Origin of the sequence: Nocardia ninae NBRC 108245, assembly GCF_007990755.1 — a bacterium.
Lineage (GTDB): Bacteria > Actinomycetota > Actinomycetes > Mycobacteriales > Mycobacteriaceae > Nocardia > Nocardia ninae.
Genome location: NZ_BJXA01000101.1, coordinates 1 through 20,239, shown reverse-complemented (window position 1 = coordinate 20,239; position 20,239 = coordinate 1). Strand labels below are relative to the sequence as shown.

The window sequence follows — 20,239 nt, the reverse complement described above, 5'->3', positions numbered from 1 at the left end:
AATCAGTTGTCGTTCGCCGGCTGCCGATGATGCGCGAGCAGCGTGTCGTAGATGTCGGCGAGCGCGGCCAGTTGCTGCCGGTCGAGCACGTCGATCATGTGCTTGCGCACGCTGACCACGTGCGCCGGCGCCGCACCGGTCAGCACCTCCGCTCCGCGCGGGGTGAGCCGGGCCGCGGTGCGGCGCGCGTCGTCGGGGATCGGCTCGCGGACCACCAGCCCGCGCTTCTCCATCCGGGTGATCTGATGCGAGAGCCTGCTCTGCGACCATTCCAGCTGCGCGGCCAGGTCGGCGAAGGTGCAGCGGTGGTCCGCGGACTTGCTCAGGAAGGCGAGCACCGAGTACTCGACGTAGGTGAGGTTCGACTCCCGCGTCGAGTCCCGCCCGACCGCCGCGGCGATGAGGTCGCGGGTGCGCACAAAGCCCACCCAGGCGCGCATTTCGACGTCATCGAGCCAATGGGGATCGGTCACGATAGCGCTCCAAACTCTGGCGTGTCATACATTGTCGCGCGTCGTTGTGCGTCGCGCGACGGTTGTTGCGGCGAACGGACGCTTGGACGTCCGATCGTTTTGTGTGAGACGACAGGTAGCACCCCCGGGGTTGAACGTGCAACCTTTTGTGGCAACTGCTAGAGATAAGCCTTGCCTAAGCATCGTGTGACGTTGCGGGGTGGATACGCTCGCTGTGCCTGTGACCAGCCCGGCTGAGCAACAGCCAAGGCCCAGCCCGAAGGAGTGCGTCCCGTGACCGCGCCGGACTTCCGTTATTCAGACCTGTTGCCGATCGGCGCCGACGACACCTCGTACCGGTTGCTCACCACCGAGGGCGTCAGCACGTTCGAGGTCAACGGCCGGACCTTCCTGCAGGTGGAGCCGGAGGCGCTGCGGTTGCTGACCGCCGAGGCGATGCACGACATCAGCCACTACCTGCGGCCGACGCACCTGGCCCAGCTGCGCAAGATCATCGACGACCCCGAGTCCAGCGGCAACGACCGCTTCGTCGCGCTGGACCTGCTCAAGAACGTGAACATCTCCGCAGGCGGCATCCTGCCGATGTGCCAGGACACCGGTACCGCGATCGTCATGGGCAAGAAGTCCGAGGGCGTGCTCACCGGCGCCGACGACGCCGAATGGATCAGCCGCGGCGTATTCGACGCCTACACCAAGCTGAACCTGCGCTACTCGCAGCTCGCCCCGATCACCATGTGGGACGAGAAGAACACCGGCACCAACCTGCCCGCGCAGATCGAGTTGTATTCCACGCCAGGCGATCCCGCGCACCCGATGTACAAGTTCCTGTTCATGGCCAAGGGTGGCGGGTCGGCGAACAAGTCGTTCCTGTACCAGGAGACCAAGGCCGTGCTGAACCCCACGCGGATGCTGGAGTTCCTGGACGAGAAGATCCGCTCGCTCGGCACCGCGGCCTGCCCGCCATACCATCTGGCGGTCGTGATCGGCGGTACGAGCGCCGAATTCGCACTGAAGACAGCCAAATACGCCTCGGCGCACTATCTGGACAACCTGCCCACCGAGGGATCGCTTGCCGCGCACGGGTTCCGGGATCTGGAGCTGGAGGAAGAGGTGTTCAAGCTCACCCAATCCTTCGGCATCGGCGCGCAGTTCGGCGGTAAGTACTTCTGCCACGACGTGCGCGTCGTCCGGCTGCCCAGGCACGGCGCCAGCTGTCCGGTGGCCATCGCGGTGTCCTGCTCGGCGGACCGGCAGGCGCTGGCCAAGATCACCCCGGAAGGCGTGTTCCTCGAGCAGCTCGAGCGGGAGCCCGCGCACTACCTGCCGGAACAGACCGAGTCGATTCTCGGCGGCGATGTGGTGCGGATCGACCTGAACCGGCCGATGTCGGAGATCCGCGCCGAGTTGTCGAAATATCCGGTGAAGACCCGGCTTTCGCTGACCGGTCCGCTGGTGGTGGCCCGCGACATCGCGCACGCGAAGATCAAGGAACGGCTCGACGCGGGTGAGCCGATGCCGGAGTACCTGCGCGAGATGGCCGTCTACTACGCGGGCCCGGCGAAGACTCCCGAGGGTTACGCGTCCGGCTCGTTCGGGCCGACCACCGCGGGCCGGATGGACTCCTACGTCGACCAATTCCAGGCCGCGGGTGGCTCTTTCGTCATGCTGGCCAAGGGCAACCGCTCCGCCCAGGTGACCAAGGCGTGCCACGAGCACGGTGGCTTCTACCTCGGCTCCATCGGCGGCCCCGCCGCCCGTCTCGCACTGGACTGCATCAAGTCCGTCGAGGTGCTCGAATACCCCGAACTCGGCATGGAAGCCGTCTGGAAGATCGAGGTCGAAGACTTCCCCGCCTTCATCGTCGTCGACGACAAGGGCAACGACTTCTTCGCCGAAACTCAGAAGCCCATCGCCCTGCGCGTGCGCACGCGCTCGGCCGAGCGGGTCTGACGAAGGCGGGCGGTCGCGAACGTCCGCCCGCTCAACCGGTGGCGCGCCGGTAGGCCAGGGTGGCGCGCAGGCGGCCCTGCTTGGGCGGCTGGACGTTGGCGAGGGTGATGTCGCCGCCGTAGTGGGCGAGCACCCGGTGGTCCATCACGAGGCGCCACAGCGGCGGGACGGCGGCGAGCAGGACCATGGTCGCGTAGCCGGCCGGGAGCTGTGGTGCGTGCGCCGAGCTGCGCAGCGTCTGGTACCGGCGTCCCGGATTGGCGTGGTGGTCGCTGTGCCGCTGCAGATGGAACAGGAAGATGTTGGTGACCAGCCGGTCGCTGTTCCAGCTGTCGCGCGGCGAGCACCTGGCGTACTTGCCGTCGCTGCGACGGGCCCGCAACAAGCCGTAGTGCTCGACGTAGTTCACCGTCTCCAGCAGCCCGATGCCGATCACGGCCTGCAGCGCCAGCCAGGGCAGGATCTGCCAGCCGAACAGCGCGACCAACGTGCCGAACAGCAGCACGCTCATCGCCCACGCCTGCAGGATGTGATTGTCCACGTCCCACCAGCCCCGGTCCTTGCGCGTGAGCCGCTCCCGCTCGAGCTGGATCGCCGACCGGAAACCGCCGCTCACACTGCGCGGCAGGAACTCCCACAGCGACTCGCCGAGTCGGGCGCTGGCCGGATCCTCGGGCGTGGCGACCCGTACGTGGTGGCCGCGGTTGTGTTCGACGAAGAAATGCCCGTAAGCCGACTGGGCGAGCGCGATTTTCGCCAGCCAGCGCTCCAGGTGCTCGACCCGGTGGCCGAGCTCGTGCGCGGCGTTGATGCCGATCCCGCTGACGAAGCCGAGCGTCGCGGCCAGACCGAGCTTGTCGACGATCGTGAGTTCCTCGCCCGCCCACAGGTAACACGCGATGCCCAGACCGAACAGCTGGATCGGTAGGAACAGGTAGGTGCACCAGCGGTAATACCGGTCGCCGGAGAGCAATTCGTAATCCTCGTCGCGCGGGTTCGCACCGTCCTCGCCGACGACCCAGTCCAGCACCGGAATCGCGATCAACACGATCACCGGGCCGATCCACCAGAACACGGGCGCGCCGGTGTGCAGCACGAGCTGCGAGGGCAGTAAGGCACACGAGGGAGCGATCAGGCCGAGCATCCACAGTGGGCGCTTACGGTCCTGACCTCGGGGTTGTCGGCGGCTGATCGTCCTGCTTCTTTCAGAGAGATTCCGGCGAGGGGCAACCGTAATCTGTTGTGGCTGCTCAGTATCCACTGCGCGATTGTTGCTTGTGATAGCAGAGTCGCCTGAACGCTGGTTCTCGTTACCAATGTGGAGCGAAAGTGTTCCCAATCGTGACAAGGGGGCTGCCCGAGCGTGCAGTCCACCCTGGTCAGGTCTGGTGCGTCGGCTTGCAGCACGAATTGGTAACTCTCGAACAGCACCGACCTGATGCTTTGGCCAACACTGGGAATACTTCCGTGCGAACGGATTCCACGCGTGCTAGACGTGTCACTGTCGAGCGGGTTAGCGACGGCCGAACTATCAAGGGGTCGTGGTGGAAGAGACCGAACGAAACGTACTGGCCCACGGGTGGTGGCACGCACTGTCCACGGTGTGCCGCATGCCGGTGCCGCCCCATGGGACGCTGCGCTTGCTGGTCAGCCTGGTCGGGGAGATGGCGGCGAGCCTGCACGCCGATCCATTCGACGCGAGCGTCGCCGCGGATGCGGGTGCCGCGCTGGTGGCGGCCGGGGTGCTGGGTTCGGAGGTGCCGGTCGCGTCCGCGAAGGTGTTGTACCGGTTGGGTGCGCAGCATCCCGACTGTGGATATCGGCTCTCCGCGCTGCTCGCGGCGTTCGGCCAGGGTTACGGCGCGGAGCTGCATCGGCAGTTCTTCCTCGAGCGGCAATCGGTCGAACAGGCGCGGGAGGAAGCCCGCCGTGCCGCCGACGACAGGTTTCGGGTCGTCTTCGACAATGCGGCGGTCGCGATCGCGATCGTGGACACCGATTTCACCCTGCTGGACGCCAACCGCGGCCTGACCGACATGCTCGGCGTGCCGGTCGACGAACTGCGTGGCGCGTCGGTCTACGACTTCGCGCACCCGGACGACCGGGACTACATCCGCACCCTGGTGTACGGGGAGCTGGTGCCGAACGGAAACGGCACGGTGAAGCTGGAACAACGCCTCGTGCGCGCCGACGGCAGCTACGGGTGGGCCGCGTTCGCCATCACTTTCGTCAAGGGGGTGGGCAGGCAGGACGACTATCTGCTCGCGGTGGGAGAGGACGTAACCGAGCAGCATCGGCTGCGCGACGAGCTACATCGGCAGGCTCGGCATGATCTGCTCACCGGATTGCCGAACCGGCGGCATCTGCTGGAACGGGTGGAGGCGATGATCGCCACGGCGGACATCGATGATCGGGTCGGGTTGTGTTTCATCGACATCGACGGATTCAAGGACGTCAACGATCGGTACGGGCACGGGACCGGTGATCAGGTGCTGGCGGCGGTGGCGTCGCGGCTCCAGGAGAGCGTGCTCGATTTCCGGTGTCCGGTCGCGCGCATCGGTGGTGACGAGTTCGTCGCGGTCATTCCGCCGCCGGCCGACCATTCCGGGGTGACCGCCGTGGCGACCAGTCTGCAATCGGCGCTCGTCGATCCGTTCTCCATCGGCGCGCTGCGGTTGCGGATGTCGGCCAGTATCGGTGCGGTGTTGATGGCTGTGGTCGGTACTCAGGCCGAGGCGTTGCTCGATGCCGCGGATACCGCACTTTATCGGGCCAAGGCGGATGGGAAGGATCGCTGGGTGTTGCATACCCTCGAATCGCAGGTGGCGCCGTCGCCCGTTGTCCGGCGATAGCGCTCACACCATTTCCGATCGCCATTCTTTCGTGGGCAATAACCGCGTTCGGCGACGCGCTCTGCTCGTCGCGCAGGGCTGGTGGATACGCAAATCACGCGCAGCAGAATGTGTTCGGTGCGCATCGCGGCGAACGGCGTCGAGCGCTTTCTGGCGAAACTGTTCGTCGGCTGCGGTATCGCGGTCGGTCAGTGGAGACGCGCAGCACCCGCGTACTGATGACCGGTGGCGTTTGCCGGAACGCGTCGTGGAAATCGTTTCGGCGGTAAGCGATCCCGCCGGAGATTTCGCGGCATACGGCGGGGAATGGACCCCGATTTCGTGGCGCCGACCCTGAGCAAGGGGTGTGAACTGGGCGTTCGATTTTCGGTGAGGCTTTTGTGCGGACATCCCGATGTCACCCCGATCGCCGGGGTGACCTGGCCGTTTCGCGAGGCACCCTTAGCGATGTACATCGTTGGTTCAGGGTGCCGTTTGATCTCAGCTGCCATTGAAGGTCGAGGAGGACAATGAGTACGTCCAGGGTCATCACGACAACACTGCGTCTCTCACAATCCGCCAGTCGCAGGCTGGCCGCACGCGCCGCACGCGAGGGTACAACTTCTACCGCATTGCTAGACCGCCTCATCCGGGAGGGTGTCGATCAGCTCGACCATCCCGGCATTGTTTTCCGCGGGCCGATGAACGATCGTCGCGCCGCGTTGGTCGCGGGCCCCGATGTCTGGGAAGTCGTTGCCCGCCTGCAGGAATTGGATGGGCCGGTAGAGCGGCGCATCGAAGTGCTGAGCGCGAAGTCGAGCCTGCATACCGGCAAGATCAAAATCGCCATTGCCTACGCCCGCGATCACGGCAGCGAAATCATCGAGCGGATCGGGCGCAATCGTGAAGCGGTGGAAGCGATTCGCCAGCCGGCGTCCGCGCGGGTACCCGTCGTCGAACGGGACCACCTCACGCTGGTCACTCCGTTGCGCGAGTGATTCGGCCGAATTGTCCGGTGCGCTAGTCGAATTGTCCGTTGTAGTGGCTGTTCACATCTCTGGGGAGCGAATGTGTACACCGCCGCAACCTGTGCACAACCCGCCCGGTCCGCGGGCGACCATCCGGTGCCTCAGCCCGGGTGCCGTCCGCGGCCTGATCGGAGCCGGCGGCTCCAGTTGGGCGGCAAGCGGATTCGGGGCAACGCCACAACTGTCACGAATCGGACTGGTAGCAACCGCCCGCACGCTGTGATCCACAGCACTGGGATAGATTGTGGACAACTCCCGTTCCTTGTGGATGAAGCATCTGCCACCCAAGGGATTTCGGGTAAGCATGGGCCATGCCCATCGACTATGACTCCTCGTCGGTGGCCCGCCGCAGACAACCTGCGCCGTTAGCCACGCCGGCCGCCCCAGCCCGCGCGACACGCGATGTTCTTCCGCCTCGGGTCGGAGGCATCGTATGATGTTGAGTATGAAGGCCCGGATGACGTTGAGTCTCGAACAGGTGACGGCCGACTACATCACCAAGCAGGCGGCGGCCGCGGGTGGGAATGTCTCCGCGTGGGTCGAGCGGCACTTCCGGGAGCAAGCGCTCCGTGAGTCGGTCGCGTCCTACGTCGAGTGGGACGCCGCGAACCCCGGTTACGCCGAGACCGCCGCGGAAGAGGCCGAGACCGCGGCGCGCGAAGCCGGGCTCGCGTGAACCGCGGGGAAGTATGGAGATATGAGCCGATCATCAACCGCCCGGGCGTTTCGACCCGTCGGCTGATCATCAGTGCCGCGCCGATCAATGAGAATCCGCACCTGAAGGTCGTGCTGACCTTGCACGTCCTCGACTCCGATCCCGGCGGGCTGCTCGCCGTCGAGCTCCCACCCCACGGATGGGCCTCGGCTTTGCACCCCGAAGCGACCGTGCGCAGTCGGCTCGACGAATGCGTCGGCGTCGCGGACACCGAGACGATGGACCGGGTATCGGTAGCTCTGCGGGCCGCGCAGGATCTCTGAGCGTGGCCGGCGACCGGCGCGGTCGTCGGCGCGGCCCGTTACCATCGCCGGCATGGTGTTGCGGAGTGGTGTGCGGAAACGGCTAGGGCTCGGGCTGCCGGTGGCGGTGTTGCCCGCGCTGGTCGCGACGGGGTTGATGGCGCCGCAGGCGGGGGCGGAGGAGCGGGTGCCGGCCGACCAGCGGGCGGCGATGGGGTCGGCGGCGGGTACCGAGGGATTGGAACCCGGCCTCGCGGTGGCTTACACGCTGGCGGAGAACGAGGCGCACGCGCAGGGCGTGCCGTTGTCGATCACGTCCGGTTATCGCACACCCGATGAGCAGCAGCAGTTGTGGGACGACGGCTTGGCGACCTACGGCGGACCCGACGCGGCTCGCCGCTGGGTGCTGCCCCCCGAGGAGTCGACCCACGTCTCGGGTCACGCGGTCGACGTCGGCCCGCTCGCCGGAGCGCAGTGGTTGGAAGCCAACGGAAACCACTGGGGCCTCTGCCGCATGTACGACAACGAATGGTGGCATTTCGAACTGGCCACCACCCCCGGCCGCCCCTGCCCGCCGATGCGCCCGGACGCCAGTACTCGCTAGCCGCCGAGGCGGGTTACGCCCTCGCGGTGCGTGGGCTGTCAAACTTCGGGGATGAACGATTCGGTACGACGCCGTGGGCGCCCGGCCCGGCTGTCGCGGGATGCGATCCTGCTGGTTGCGGAGGAGATTGTGGACTCCGGGGGGATCGATGCGTTGACCATGCGGGCGGTTGCGCAGCGACTGTCCAGTTCGCCGATGGCGATTTACCGGCATGTCCGTGACAAGGATGAGCTGCTGCTGCTTTTGCTGGACCGGGTGGCGGCCACGCTGAAGCGGCCCGAGCTGCCTGAGGATCCTCGGCAGCGGCTGGTGGTGCTGTGGCGGTTTCTGCATGACGAGTTGGCGGCGCATCCGTGGGTGGTGGGAGTGTTGGCCAGCGGCAACCTGGTCGGCCGATCGATTCTGTGGCTGCTCGAGGAGTTGTTGCAGGCGTTTGTCGCCTGCGGGCTCACCGCGGAGCAGGCGGGCGCTGCCTACCGGGCGGTGTGGCAATACACCGTCGGCGTGCTGACGATCCGAATTGCGATGACGCGCACCGGTTCCGATCCGGATCGCGTGAGCTTCCAGACCGCGATGATCGACGCCGCAGATCCGGGGGAGACCCCGGCGGTCGCCGCGCTCGCCTCCGCGTGGCCCCACGCGTGGGACAACTATGACTTCGGGCTCGACGCACTGCTGGACGGGCTGATTCCGCGCTCTTGACAGGCCTCCGGCTTTTTTGTGTACTTATAAACAAAAGAGCGAGGAGGTTGTCATGATAGACGCTGATGTTGTCGTGATCGGTTCGGGCGCAGCGGGTTTGGCGGCTGCACTGGCCGCTGCCGACGGCGGCGCGGAGGTGGTCGTGCTGGAGGCGTCGCCGCGGTGGGGTGGCTCGACCGCGGTCTCCGGCGGGCAGGTGTGGGCCCCGGCGAACCATCGGATGGACGAGTCCGACTCCATCGAAGAAGCACTTACCTACTGCCGTGCCGCCGCACCCGGACGCGATGACGCCATGGTGGAAACCTTCCTGCGCACGGTGCCCGAGGTGGTGCGTTTTCTGGAGGAGCGCTCGCCGATCCGCTTCGCCCCGGCTCCGGCCTACCCGGACACCTTCGCCGAGCTGCCCGGCGGCAAGACCGCGCGTCACGTCGAGGTCCGTCCGCTGGCCGTGGGCGACCTGGGCGACCTGAACGAACTAGTCTGGCCCGCACCGTTTTTCGCCCCGGTGCTGACCAATCAGGAAGTGCTGGAGCATCATCTGTTCGCCGGTGGCACACCACCGATGGAACTGATCGCCCAACGCATGGCCGCTGGGACGGTCACGCTCGGCGCGGGGCTCGTGGTCGGGCTGTTGCACGGTTGCCGCAAGGCGGGCGTGCGCCTGATCCGCGAGTGCCGGGCAACGGAACTGACGCGCGACGAGCAGGGCCGGGTCGATGGCGTGCGCATCGACCACGCGGACCGCACCGTCCGCGCACGCCGCGGGGTGGTGCTCGCCAGTGGCGGCTTCGAGCACGATCCGACGCTGCGGACGCAGCTGTTGTCCGGGCCGCTCACGCATCCCGTGACGCCGCCGATCCAGCACGGCGACGCGTTGCGAATGGCCGGACGGGTCGGCGCGGCAATGGCCTACACCGGCGAGTACTGGTCCTGGCCTGCCTGTCAGGCGCCGGATCGGACCTGGCCCGATTCCGCCGCGACGCCGCAGCCGCAGCTCACCCTGCCGGAACGGTCACTGCCCCATGTGTTGTGGGTGAACCCTGCGGGCCGCCGCTTCGTCAACGAGGCGAGTCACAACTGTGCGAGCGCCTTCGCCGAACTCGATCCCAACACCCACCGGCCACGCAACCTGCCCGCCTGGGCCATCGGTGACGCGCGGTTCCGTGCCAAATACTCGGTCGCGGGCATCCCCGCCGGCGCGCCCGCCCCGGACTGGCTGATCCGCGCCGACAGCCTCGCCGAACTCGCCGAGCGCCTCGATATCGACCCGGCGGCGTTGGCGCACACCGTCACTCGCTTCAACGCGATGGCCGAGGCCGGGCGCGACGACGACTTCCAGCGCGGCCGCACCCGATACGAGCACGCGTTCGGCGACCCAACCGCAGCCCATCCGAATCTCGGACCGGTAAGCGAGCCACCGTTTTTCGCCGTTCCCGTGTACCCGGGCGCGGTCGGCACCAAGGGTGGCCCGCGCACCGACAACCGGGCGCGTGTCCTCGACTGGTCCGGCCGGCCGATCCCCGGTCTCTACGCCGCGGGCAACGCCGCGGCGGCGGTGTTCGGACCCGGCACCATCGCGGGCGGCCTGACCATCGCCTCCGCGCTCACCTGGGGCTGGCTCGCGGGACGCGACCTCGGGACGGTGCACTGACCGGCCTGGCCCACTGTCGGGTCCCATTGTGTCGTAGGCCACTACCGAGTACTCTCTGCAATTCGAGACTGAATGGTTTCACTATCGGATAAGCAGGTCCGGCAACGATGCCGGAGGATGAGGGAGCCCTCGATGATGAGGATTGCTGCTCGGGTACGCGCGGGGACCGCGATTGTGGCGGCGGCGATCGCGGTGTTCGCCACGGTGGCGGCGCCGGCCGCGACTGCGGAGGTACCAGAACCGGGAACCACCGCGCAGAGCGTGTTCAACAAGCCCGGTCCTCATCCGGTCGCGACACCGGTGCGCACGAATCCGTGCCAGGAATCGGTCTGGGGCATGGTCGAACACATCGTCGTGCACATGCTCGGCAACCGCGACGACATGACCTGCACCCAGGCCTTTCCCAACGGCTTGGACTCGCCGATCGGGGTGAACACCTACTATCCGGCCGATATCGCCGACCTCCCCGCGGTGCCGCTGCTGGTGTTCACCTCCGGGTTCGGCGCGAATCCGGGAATGTACGACGCGCTTGCCCGGCAATGGGCGAGCCACGGCTTCGTCGTGGTGATCCCGTACGAGTTCTTCAACTCGCTGGTGTACGTGCCTGCCCTCGGCGTCGCCACCGCCGTGGTCGCCGATCGGGATCCGAATTCGCCGCTGTACAACAAAATTGATCTGAGCCGCACGATCTTCGGCGGTCATTCCGGCGGCGGGCAGGCGGCGCTGCAAGCGGGAACGGTGTTCCCGGGTATCGCATCGACGATCGATCCGGCGATGCGGGTGCGCGGCGTGCTTGCCATCGAACCGGGCCCGCTGGCGGTGGGTGCGCTGGTCTCGGTGCCGACGCTGTTCCTCACCGGCTACAACGATTTCGTGGTGCCCGACTTCGCCTGGGTGCGCTGGTGGCAGTACAACCTTTTTTTTAGGCGCCCGCGTGGATCGCCAATGCCCGTGGGGTGAGCCATTTCTCGCCGGTCGACGGGCTGGACAGTTATCTGCACACGGGCACCGCACTGGCCTGGCTGCGGTATCAGGCGTTCGGTGACGAGGTCGCGAAGGCGTATTTCGTCGGTCCCGACTGGCGGCTGCCCGCTGACAAGACCTTCTTCAGCGTGGAGCGCAATGCGCTCGCCGATGCGCTGAACTAGCGCCGCCTCACCGAAGCAGATCCACCGAATCAGCAAGGAACAGAACAGAAATGGGTCGAGCATGAACTTCCGTCGGGCTTGGGCGGGTGGACTCAGTGTCACTGCCGTGGTGACCTTCGCACTGGTAGGGCCCAGCGCCGCGGCAGCACCCAGCGCCGCGTGCGCTGAACCTCCCGCAGGCCGAGCAGTGCAACGCGTCGACCCGTCCACTGCGGGATTCGACTCCGCAGCACTCACCGACGCACTGAACTTCGGCTCGGCCAAGGGCGCGTACGCGATCCAGGTATACCGCCACGGCTGCCTGGTCGGCGACCGCACCGGCACCGGTAATCTGCCGATGCCACTGGCCAGCTCGTCCAAGGGCGTCACCTCGGTCGCGGTGGGTCGCGCGATCACCCTGGGCTACTTCGGCCTCGATGACCCGCTCGGCAAGTTCTTCCCGCAGGCCGACGCCGCGCATGCCGCGCTCACCGTGCGGCAGGTGCTGAATCAGACGACCGGCCTGCGCTTTTCCTGGGCGGCCGATATCGCGGGTATCGCCACCGACGAGGTGCTGCAAGCCCTGTACACCCCGCCCGCCTTCGAGCCGGGCACCACGTTCCAGTACGCCCAGGCCGTGCTGGCCCTGTTGCCGAAGATCGTGGAGCTCACCACCGGCAGGGACTTCCAGGACTTCGTCCAGCGAGAACTCATGCAGCCGTTGGGTATTGCCCGCGACCAGTGGGTCTGGCTGCGTGACCGCAGTGGGAACACCGCCGTCAACGGTGGTCTCGCGATGCGCGCCGACGATCTGGCCCGGCTCGGTCTGCTCCTGCTGCACGAAGGCCGCTGGGGCGGAGCACAATTGATCGATCCCGACTATATTCGGCAGGCTCGTCAGCCGACCGATGCCAACGGCGGCTACGGATTCCTGTTCTGGCTCAACGCCGGTGACTCCTACAAGACCGCGACGGTGCCCACCGCCAAAGTGTTCGACCATCCGATGTTCCCCGGCGCACCGCGCGATCTGTACGCGTTCGTCGGCGCGCTCGGCCAGTTCAACGTCGTGATCCCGAGCCGCGACATGGTGATCGTCCGGCTCGGCGTGCCCGGCGGCATCGACACCGGCAACGTGCAGACTTCCCTTGCCGCCGAGTCGAATCCGGACAACAAGGAGTTCCTGCGCCGGGTGGTGGCGGCCGTCACCGACGTGCCCGCCGAGCCGTTCGATGACCCGTACCGCTACGGCGACACCTTCGGACCCGTCATCGGCGACCTGGACGACCTCGCCTTCTGGGTGGACCCGGCGCACACCGCGCAGATCCTGTTCGGCGTCGGCCCGTACGCCCCGTCGAACTGCAATGTGCTGTGGTGCAACGGAAAACTGGTGCCGCAGGACATCTTCGCCAACATGCTGGACTCCACCGGCCAGATCGTCGCGGCTCTGCTCGGGCTCGGCCACGGCCCGCGTTGACCTGCTGATCTCTCGCCGGCCGAAGATGTCCCTGCACCCTGCACCCTGCACCCTGCACCCTGCACCCTGCACCCTGCACCCTGCACCCTGCACCCTGCACCGGGCACCCTGCACCGGGCACCCTGCACCGGGCACCCTGCACCGGGCACCCTGCACCGGGCACCCGGCACCGGGCACCCGGCACCGGGCACCCGGCACCGGGCACCGGGCACCGGCACCGGCACCGGCATCCGGTGGCCGGCTAGCCGGCGACACCGTCCACTCCGGCGGAACGGGCATGTGCCCCCGCCTGGCACGAGCACGGCCCGCAATCTCAAATCTAGCAGCGCTAGACAAGCTAGTCATGGAATGTTACCTTTGCTCCAGTTTCTAGCGACGCTAGACTTTGGAAAGGGAAGCCGAAATGCTCGTTGTCACCGGCCAGATCATTGCCGTAGTCGCCGTTCTCGCCAATGCCGTGGTCTATGGCACCGATGTCTGCGGGGCGGTGATCATGCGGTCGGTCTACCGCAAGCTCGATGATGCGACCGTGACCGTGAGTGCGGGATGGGGTCACTACTACGGCGACAAGCGCATGCCGGTGGTCGGCGCGGGCGGCATCATTGCCGCGGTGCTCACGCTGCTGATCGCGATTCTGGCCGGGCAGATCGGCGCCGCGGTCGCGGCGGGGATCACGGTCGCGGCGCTGCTGACCTGGCTCGCCCTGTACGTCCGCATCGCCAAGCCGATCAACGCCCAGCAGACCGCCGCCGCGCAGAGCGGCATCATTCCGCCCAATGCCCGAGCGTTGCAAGACAAGTGGGACAGCCTGCTGAAGTACCGCGTCCCCCTGCAGTTCGTCGCCATCGCCGGACTGTGCGCCGCGCTGATCCTGTTCTGATCCCAGCACCTTCCGCACCCGACAACTTCCGGCTGATCGCCGGGCACACCCGATATCGAATCGAGGAGTAACCGACATGACCTTCACCACCAATGAACAGCAGTTCCTCGCCGAGGCCGGGATCGGTCGCCTGGCCACGGTGTCGCCCGACGGCGTCGTGCAGAACAACCCCACCAGCTATCGGGTGAACCCCGACGGCACGATCGACATCGGCGGCATGCGCATGCGGGCCAGTCGAAAGTTCCGCAACGTCGAGGCGGGCAGCCGAGTGTCGTTCGTCATCGACCAACAGGTTTCCTTGGACCCCTACGTCATTCGTGGCATCGAGGTCCGCGGCATCGCCGAGGCACTGGACGACAAGGAGCCGCCGTTCCCACCCCAGGAACGCGCGATCATCCGCATCCATCCCGAACGGATCATCTCCTGGGGCATCGACGGCGGCTCCTTCGACTTCACCAGCCGCACCGCCGAGTAGTCAACCGAATCACTGGGGCCTGTCGCAAAGTCCGATCCGGACCTTGCGACAGGCCCTAGCCGACCGTTGTCAGCTCGATCCCACCTTCGATCGTGGAGTGCACGCGGCGGCGGTTGGGGGAGCCGAGGGCGGCGGTGAGGTCGGTGCCGTCGTGTTCGGCGAGCAGGTCGCCGCTGTCCCACACGAGCAGGGTTGCGCTGACGGTGTTTTCGGCGGCGGCGTGGGCGAGGTCGTAGTGGGCGCAGCCGGGGACGTGGGGGTAGGTGATCCAGAGGTCGTAGCCGGTCATGAACAGGTCGAGATCGAATTGCACACTGAGACCGAGCAATTCGCTGCGACCGTTGTCGTCGACACCGGCGAACGCCTCGTCCAGGGCGAGCAGGCGCGGGGCCTGCGGGTCGGCCGAGTCGAGCATGACGTGGGCGGCGGCGAACAGCGGCAGGTGCAGCGAGACGGACTGCTCGCCACCGGAGAGCGCGCTGTGCCTGGCCACGGTGAGCTTGTCCTCGCTGCCGTCGGCGGAGATGAGGGTGAACGAGAACACCCGCCAGGTCCGGTAATCCAGGGTGGCCGCAAGGATTTCCGGGTAGGAGCGCTCGGGGTGCGCCGCCCGGGCCGCCCGGATCTCGGCGGCGAAATGCGCACGGATGGTGGCGAGTTCGTCCGCGCCGAGGGCCGAGGCGTCACGGTCGAGCAGCTTGCACATGGCCCGCGCCGGGTCGGAGAGCGTGTCGGCGAGCACCCAGTGCACGCCGATGGTGTTGCCGGAGGACATCCGCCGCTGCTTCATCTCCGCGCCCATCCTGGCGATGAGATCGCGGGCGTCGCTGGTCCGTTCGTAGATCTGCTGGGCCAGCCCGGTCAGCAGCGCGTCCTCCAGGATACGGCGCTCGGCGTCGGTGAGCAGCAGCTCCTGGTCTTTGCGCGCACTGTCGATGCGGGCGGCGAAATCGGCGAGCGCCGACATGCCGTCGTCGTCCTGCACCTGCACCACGGTGAGCCCGTCCGCGGCGTCCCACTGGAGCCGGTAGTCGCGGCCTGATCCGGCCAGCGCAGCATCGAACTCCTGCAACGCTGCCGTCACTGCGCTGCGGGTCGACTTGCGCGTCGCCTCGCTGGCCCGCACCGAAGCGGTTGCGGTGGTGAGACTCTCGGAGAGTTCGGCGACCTCGTCCGGCAGCACCTGCGGTTCGGCCTCCGGCCCAGCCTGGGAAATCCGATACAGCAACTGCTCCGGCGTGGACCAGGCGGCCTCGCTGCTCGGCCAGCGGCCCTCGGACGTCGCACCGAGCAGCCGGAGCAAGTCCGGGCGGGCATACGGGGCAAGGGCTTTCACATCGGCGAGCACCTCGTTGAGCGCGGTGCCCAGTGCTTCGTGCGCGGTCCGATAGGCGGCCTCCGCGTCGCCGATCGCCTCGATCGCCTCGTTGGCGGCCTTGCGCGCCGCCTTCTGCTCGGCCTTGGTCGCCTCGATCTTCGCGCGGGCCCGTTCGAGTTCCTGATCGATGTCGGCGGCGCCCGCACCGAGGGCCTCGCGCAGGGTTTCGAGTTTGCGCAGCTGTTCCTGGTAGCCCGACTTTGCCGCCTCGGCCTCCTCGGCGAACGCCTCGGCCAGATCCTTGGCCTCGTCGTGGCGGTCGCTGCCCTCGCGCTCGCGCTCGCGTTCCCGCTCGTGTTCGGTGCGCAGCCGCAGCAGTCCGGTGCCGGTGTTCTCGAAATGCCGGATGGCGGCGGCCAACGCGTCGAGTTCGCGCGGATCGCGCGGGGTCCGGTGTTTCGTCGCGGCCGCGCGCAGCTTCTTCTCGACCGCGGTGGCCTCGGCGACGGCCTGATCGAGATCGCGCTCGGCCTGCGCGGCCGCCTCGGAGCGGGAGCGCATCATGCCCGCCGTCTCGGAGACCGCGCGCAACGCGGTGGCGACCGCCGTGGCCCGCGGCAACGCCTTGGCGGCGGCCGAGATTCGCGCGAGTTCGGCGTTGGCGTCGGCCTCTTGGTCCTGTGCGGCCCGCAGGGCTTCGTCGGCCGCCTCGAGCGCCGCGGCGAGCTCGGTGAGCCGCAGTTCCCTGCGGCGGGCCCGGGCGGTGGCGCCGATGAACTCGGCGTCGGCCTTGTGATGCCTGCCCACCTGGACGCCCTGCCGGAAGGCTCCTGCCGTGCTCACCGCGATGCCGGCGGCGGGATCGCCCTTGCCCTCGTGCAGGGCAATGGAGGCGAGCACGTCGGCGACGGCCTGCCTGGGCACCGTCAGCTCATTTGAATCCTCTTCCACGACAAGGACATCGGCGAGCGTGCGGCCCTTCGGACGTTCCTTGGCGGGCAACGGGATTAGGAACTGGTCCGAGTCGTACTTCGCGGGCGGCTCCGCGCAGACCCAGCCGTCGAGGAGATCGGCGGCGTGCAGGGCGGCCTCGATGCCCGCGGCGGCCTGCGGCGCGACATCGTCGGCGAAGCGAACCAGCCGCCACAGCGGAGCGCCGGGCCGATCGTCGGTGTTCCTGGCCCGCGCGGCGAAAGCCGGTGGCGCGTCATCGCTTTGCGCGGCGACCCGGTCCCGCTCGGCGGTCAACTCGGCGATCTGCTCGCGCGCGATCACCGCGCGCCCGCGCGCCTCTTGCCGCTCGTTGCGGATCTCGTCGATCAGCGTCTCGGTGCGTTCGGCGAGCACCTCCGCGACCGTCGCCTCCTCCGAACCCGCTTGCGCCAGCGCGGTATCCAAGGCCTCGAACAGTCCGTTGCCGAGCGGGGCATACACCTCGCGGTGCTCGTCCCACCACTTGCGCAGCGCTGCGGCGGCTTCGGTGCGGGCCAGCACCACCGCCGCCTCGGCGTGCGCGACCTCGGCGGCGGCCGCCTCGCTCAGCTCGCGTGCGCGTTCGGCGAGCCGCTCGGCCCTGGTGCGTTCGGCGGCCGCGGTCTCCATGACCCCGAGGGCCTGCCGGACCGCGCGCACATCGGCATCGCGCTCCTCGGCGTGGCCGCGGACCGTCGCGGTGAGCTGCTCGGCCCGGGCCGTTTCCGACAGGGCCGTCCAGTTGATACCGGCTTCCTCGGCGGCGGAACGCAATTCGTCCTCGCCACGAGCCAGCGCCGCGGCGGCGGTGCGCACGGCGGTGCGCGCCCGCTCGGCCTCTTGGGCCCGCTGGTCGAGGGTCTGGCGCGCCTTGAGCGCCTTGTCCCCGTGCACGCTGGCCGAGGTCTCCAGCCGGCGGACCGCGTCGGCGAGGTCGTCGAGCTGCTGCTTGCCCTCGTACGCGCTGGAGCGCTGCAGGTTCTCCCGGTCGCCGAGCGCCTGCTCGTAGGCGCGGTCGGCATCCTCGGCGCGGGTCTCGGCGGTGGCGCGTTCGGCCTCGCGGCGCTCGCGCAGCGCGGTCGCGGCGAACAGCGCGGTGCTCGCGTGGGTGACCGCGTCGAGCCGGGTGCGTAACTGGTCGACGTCCGTCTTGGCCTGCACCGCAAGGTATTTGCGGTAGACGTCGACGAAGGCGCGGGTGGCGCTGTCGGCGTGCACCAGCCCCTCGAGGGTGCGGCCGACCTCCTCCATATCGCTGAACGAGCGGGCCGCGTCGAGGATCAGCTGCTCGTCGAGCGGGCGCAGGCCGTCGGTGAGCGCCTGCGAAAGTCCGCGCGGATCCAGGTTTTTCGCCAGCTGCGGGCGGCGTAGCGTGAGGATCAGGTTGATCAGCTGGTCGTAGCGCTGCGTGCCGAGCCCGAACATCCTGGCGTCGATGGCGTTGCGGTACTCGACGGGACGATCGACGATGGCGTCGGTGCCGATCTGCTCGGCCAGCTGCTTGCGGGTGAACGGCCGGTCGTCGGGCCCGATCAGCGAGAAGTCCACGCCGACCCGGCCGTCGGCCACGAAGTACCACCGGGTCACCTTGTCCGAGGAACGGGTAGCCCGCATGCCGATGCCGACGGTCACCGCCTCCGGGTCGTCCCAGTCGCCGCGCGCGAACTCCATCCACACATACGAGTAGGCCGATTCTTGCTTGCGGTACAACAGGTTCGACTTCATCGTGCGCTCTTCACCGGCGAACGGGTTGAGCCTGCGCGGCTCGATCCGGCCGTCCAGCACGAACGGGAACAGCACTTCCAGGGCCTTGGTCTTGCCGGACCCGTTGGGGCCGCGCAGCACCAATCTGCCGTCGGCGAAGCAGAATTCCTGGTCGCGGTAGTCCCACAGGTTGACGATTCCGGCGCGGGTCGGGATGAACCGCACTCCGCCGTGAATGAGCGACATCGCCTCAGTTCCCTTCCGTGCCAGTGCTGTCGGACCCATAGGTGTCGGCCGCGGTGACGAACAGTTCCTCGGTGCGCTTGGCGCGCACGGTGACGACGGCGCCGCGATAGCGTGCCAGGGCGGGCAACACCAGCAGCCCGTCCTCGACCGTCTGGACCAGGCGCAGCCGTTCGAGCAGTGCCACCACCTCGGTGGTCAGGCCGGGCACATCGGCCTGCCACTGCGCGGCGAAGGTGGCGCCGTACCGATCGGCGAGCGCCTGCACGGTCTCGCGCACCCATGCCGCATCGATCACCGGATACGTTGTCTCGACCGGATCTTCGGTCTCCTCGTCGGCATCGAACGCCGAATCCGACTGTGCCGAAAAGTCATCGAGCGCGCGCAACTCGGCGAGCGGGGCGAAGACCGTCGATTCCGGGATCGCGCCGTCCAGTTGCGCCGCGAGCGCCTCGCCCGGATCCGGTGCGCCGGGCCGGTGTTCGAGCGGATTGTCGAGGTCGAGCACCCGGTCCGCGATCTCACCGGCCAGCAGCAGCCCCACCTGCGCCAATGTTCCGGTGCTCGGGAATCGGATATCCGAGAGCCGCCCGGAGATGTCGATCAATGCGACCCCCTCCGCCCGGCGTTCGGCTCGCAGCCCGGTGAACAGCTCGACATCGGCGACGATCCGATCCTGGCCGAGCACCGGCCGTTCCGCGGGGTCGAGGTCGTCGAGGTACACCACCGGCCGCTCGACCAGCGCCCGGCGTACCCGCCGGGCCAGATCGGCGGCGGTCGGCGCGTGCGCGGGACCGCTTGCGCCCGCGGCTTCTTCGGTGAGCAGCCCGCGCACGCTGTGCAGATGTTGCAGCGCGCGCGGCGGCCGGAACAGCGCGAACACCACCGGGCGGTCGATGTCGTAGAGCGCTTCGCCCGCCTCCGGATCGCTGGCCCAGCCGCCCGCGTCACCGTCGGCCAGGGTGAGCGCGCCGCGATGGGTCAGCCAGCCGATCGCGTCTACGAAGGCGTCCCGATCCGCCGCGCGATCGGTGGACAGTTCCAGTCCCTCCACCCGGCCCGCGTACGCGGCGACCTGATCGGCCAACTCCGACAACGTGGTCTGGTCGCCGGCCCGGCCGAGCGCGGCGATGGAGAGCGCGAGGTAGGCGTAGCGGCGTCGGTCGAACAGTCGGTCGGCCGGCGTGCGCGCGGGCTTGCCCGCGTCCAGCCGGTCGATGATGGGGAACACCCGGGCGGTGGTCTCGGTGACCTCCAACCGGTAGCCGAACAGCTCGGCCAGGTCCTCGCGCAGCTCGGTGGCCCACCGGCGGATCAGCGGCAGCGCGATCCGATCCGGATAGGACCTGGTCACCAGGTGATTGGCGAGGATGACCCTGGCCGCGCGCTGATAGTTGTCCAGCGCAAGGGAATCGATCTTGCGTCCGTGCATCATCCGCGCCACCCCGGGCCGGGCGTCAGGGCCTGTCTCATCGAGCCTCCTTGGCGCCGCGCGGCCGGGTCTTGGTGGTCTGGCGCACCTCGAGCCTGCGATTGTTCAGATGCAGCAACCCGTGCGCGGTCTGCACCACGGTAGAACCGTCGTGCTCCGACACCGTCAGCGTGACCCCGCTGTCGGATCCGGTGGTCCCGGCGACCCGGCCGCTCACCGGTACCCACGCGGTGGACGCCGCGTCGAGCAGCCGCAACAGCACTTCGGTCTCGCGTTCGTCGAGCACCCGCTCGTGCACGTCGGCGGCGGCCAGCGATTTGGCCGCGTCGGCCCGCGCCCGTTGCGCGTCCAGCTGCGCCTCGCGCAACCGCCGAATACCGGCGTCGTTGCGATGGATTCGCGCGGGCGCACCGGCCGA

Annotated in this window: 18 protein-coding genes; 13 read left to right on the top strand and 5 right to left on the bottom strand. The window is 68.1% G+C overall.

Features of this window, described 5'->3' with window-relative positions; translation table 11 throughout:
• Positions 1 to 2: 2 nt before the first annotated feature.
• Entirely contained in the window at positions 3 to 473 is a 471-nt protein-coding gene (locus NN4_RS39870) for a MarR family winged helix-turn-helix transcriptional regulator (RefSeq protein ID WP_107657739.1), read from the bottom strand.
• Positions 474 to 746: 273 nt separating this feature from the next.
• Between NN4_RS39870 and NN4_RS39865 the strand changes: the two genes are divergently transcribed.
• On the top strand, positions 747 to 2,423 hold the full coding sequence (locus NN4_RS39865; RefSeq protein WP_186818853.1) for a fumarate hydratase: 1,677 nt from the start codon (positions 747 to 749) through the stop codon (positions 2,421 to 2,423).
• Between the two features lie 31 nt (positions 2,424 to 2,454).
• Here the strand turns inward: NN4_RS39865 and NN4_RS39860 are convergent, their stop codons facing one another.
• Complete coding sequence (locus NN4_RS39860) at positions 2,455 to 3,567, bottom strand: alkane 1-monooxygenase (RefSeq protein WP_147142302.1); 1,113 nt, start codon at positions 3,565 to 3,567, stop codon at positions 2,455 to 2,457.
• A gap of 397 nt (positions 3,568 to 3,964) precedes the next feature.
• Here NN4_RS39860 and NN4_RS39855 point away from each other — a divergent pair, with 397 nt between their 5' ends.
• From NN4_RS39855 to NN4_RS39800, 12 genes are all read left to right on the top strand, one after another.
• Positions 3,965 to 5,275 (top strand): sensor domain-containing diguanylate cyclase, encoded by a 1,311-nt coding sequence (locus NN4_RS39855; RefSeq protein WP_246181339.1) that lies wholly within the window; start codon positions 3,965 to 3,967, stop codon positions 5,273 to 5,275.
• Between the two features lie 680 nt (positions 5,276 to 5,955).
• Positions 5,956 to 6,252: a hypothetical protein gene (locus tag NN4_RS45880; RefSeq protein ID WP_222595256.1), complete on the top strand. Its 297-nt coding sequence runs from the start codon at positions 5,956 to 5,958 to the stop codon at positions 6,250 to 6,252.
• Between the two features lie 475 nt (positions 6,253 to 6,727).
• A complete protein-coding gene (locus tag NN4_RS39845; RefSeq protein ID WP_147142299.1) occupies positions 6,728 to 6,958 on the top strand; it encodes a hypothetical protein in 231 nt (76 codons plus the stop codon).
• The gene (locus tag NN4_RS39840; RefSeq protein WP_107657735.1) at positions 6,955 to 7,260 is read left to right on the top strand and encodes a hypothetical protein; all 306 of its coding nucleotides are present in this window, start codon (positions 6,955 to 6,957) and stop codon (positions 7,258 to 7,260) included. The genes NN4_RS39845 and NN4_RS39840 overlap by 4 nt, the downstream gene beginning before the upstream one ends.
• 136 nt (positions 7,261 to 7,396) lie before the next feature.
• Positions 7,397 to 7,843 (top strand): M15 family metallopeptidase, encoded by a 447-nt coding sequence (locus tag NN4_RS39835; RefSeq protein ID WP_246181341.1) that lies wholly within the window; start codon positions 7,397 to 7,399, stop codon positions 7,841 to 7,843.
• Positions 7,844 to 7,894: 51 nt separating this feature from the next.
• Positions 7,895 to 8,545: a TetR/AcrR family transcriptional regulator gene (locus NN4_RS39830; RefSeq protein ID WP_147142292.1), complete on the top strand. Its 651-nt coding sequence runs from the start codon at positions 7,895 to 7,897 to the stop codon at positions 8,543 to 8,545.
• Positions 8,546 to 8,597: 52 nt separating this feature from the next.
• Positions 8,598 to 10,196 (top strand): FAD-dependent oxidoreductase, encoded by a 1,599-nt coding sequence (locus NN4_RS39825; RefSeq protein ID WP_147142290.1) that lies wholly within the window; start codon positions 8,598 to 8,600, stop codon positions 10,194 to 10,196.
• 132 nt (positions 10,197 to 10,328) lie between these two features.
• Positions 10,329 to 11,156 carry an alpha/beta hydrolase gene (locus NN4_RS39820; RefSeq protein WP_147142287.1) on the top strand — a complete coding sequence of 276 codons (828 nt, stop codon included), beginning with the start codon at positions 10,329 to 10,331 and terminating at the stop codon, positions 11,154 to 11,156.
• Entirely contained in the window at positions 11,153 to 11,344 is a 192-nt protein-coding gene (locus NN4_RS39815; RefSeq protein WP_147142282.1) for a hypothetical protein, read from the top strand. Before NN4_RS39820 ends, NN4_RS39815 begins: the two co-directional genes overlap by 4 nt.
• A gap of 106 nt (positions 11,345 to 11,450) precedes the next feature.
• A complete protein-coding gene (locus NN4_RS39810) occupies positions 11,451 to 12,797 on the top strand; it encodes a serine hydrolase domain-containing protein (RefSeq protein ID WP_222595255.1) in 1,347 nt (448 codons plus the stop codon).
• 403 nt (positions 12,798 to 13,200) lie between these two features.
• Complete coding sequence (locus NN4_RS39805; protein ID WP_147142275.1) at positions 13,201 to 13,677, top strand: DUF1772 domain-containing protein; 477 nt, start codon at positions 13,201 to 13,203, stop codon at positions 13,675 to 13,677.
• Positions 13,678 to 13,753: 76 nt separating this feature from the next.
• Positions 13,754 to 14,152 (top strand): PPOX class F420-dependent oxidoreductase, encoded by a 399-nt coding sequence (locus NN4_RS39800; protein ID WP_147142273.1) that lies wholly within the window; start codon positions 13,754 to 13,756, stop codon positions 14,150 to 14,152.
• Positions 14,153 to 14,207: 55 nt separating this feature from the next.
• Here the strand turns inward: NN4_RS39800 and NN4_RS39795 are convergent, their stop codons facing one another.
• From NN4_RS39795 to NN4_RS39785, 3 genes are all read right to left on the bottom strand, one after another.
• On the bottom strand, positions 14,208 to 18,392 hold the full coding sequence (locus NN4_RS39795; RefSeq protein WP_147142270.1) for a TIGR02680 family protein: 4,185 nt from the start codon (positions 18,390 to 18,392) through the stop codon (positions 14,208 to 14,210).
• A 4-nt stretch (positions 18,393 to 18,396) separates the two neighbouring features.
• The gene (locus NN4_RS39790) at positions 18,397 to 19,821 is read right to left on the bottom strand and encodes a TIGR02678 family protein (RefSeq protein WP_147142317.1); all 1,425 of its coding nucleotides are present in this window, start codon (positions 19,819 to 19,821) and stop codon (positions 18,397 to 18,399) included.
• A 37-nt stretch (positions 19,822 to 19,858) separates the two neighbouring features.
• A partial coding sequence (locus NN4_RS39785; RefSeq protein WP_147142267.1) for a DUF2397 family protein occupies positions 19,859 to 20,239 on the bottom strand: 381 nt, incomplete at its 5' end.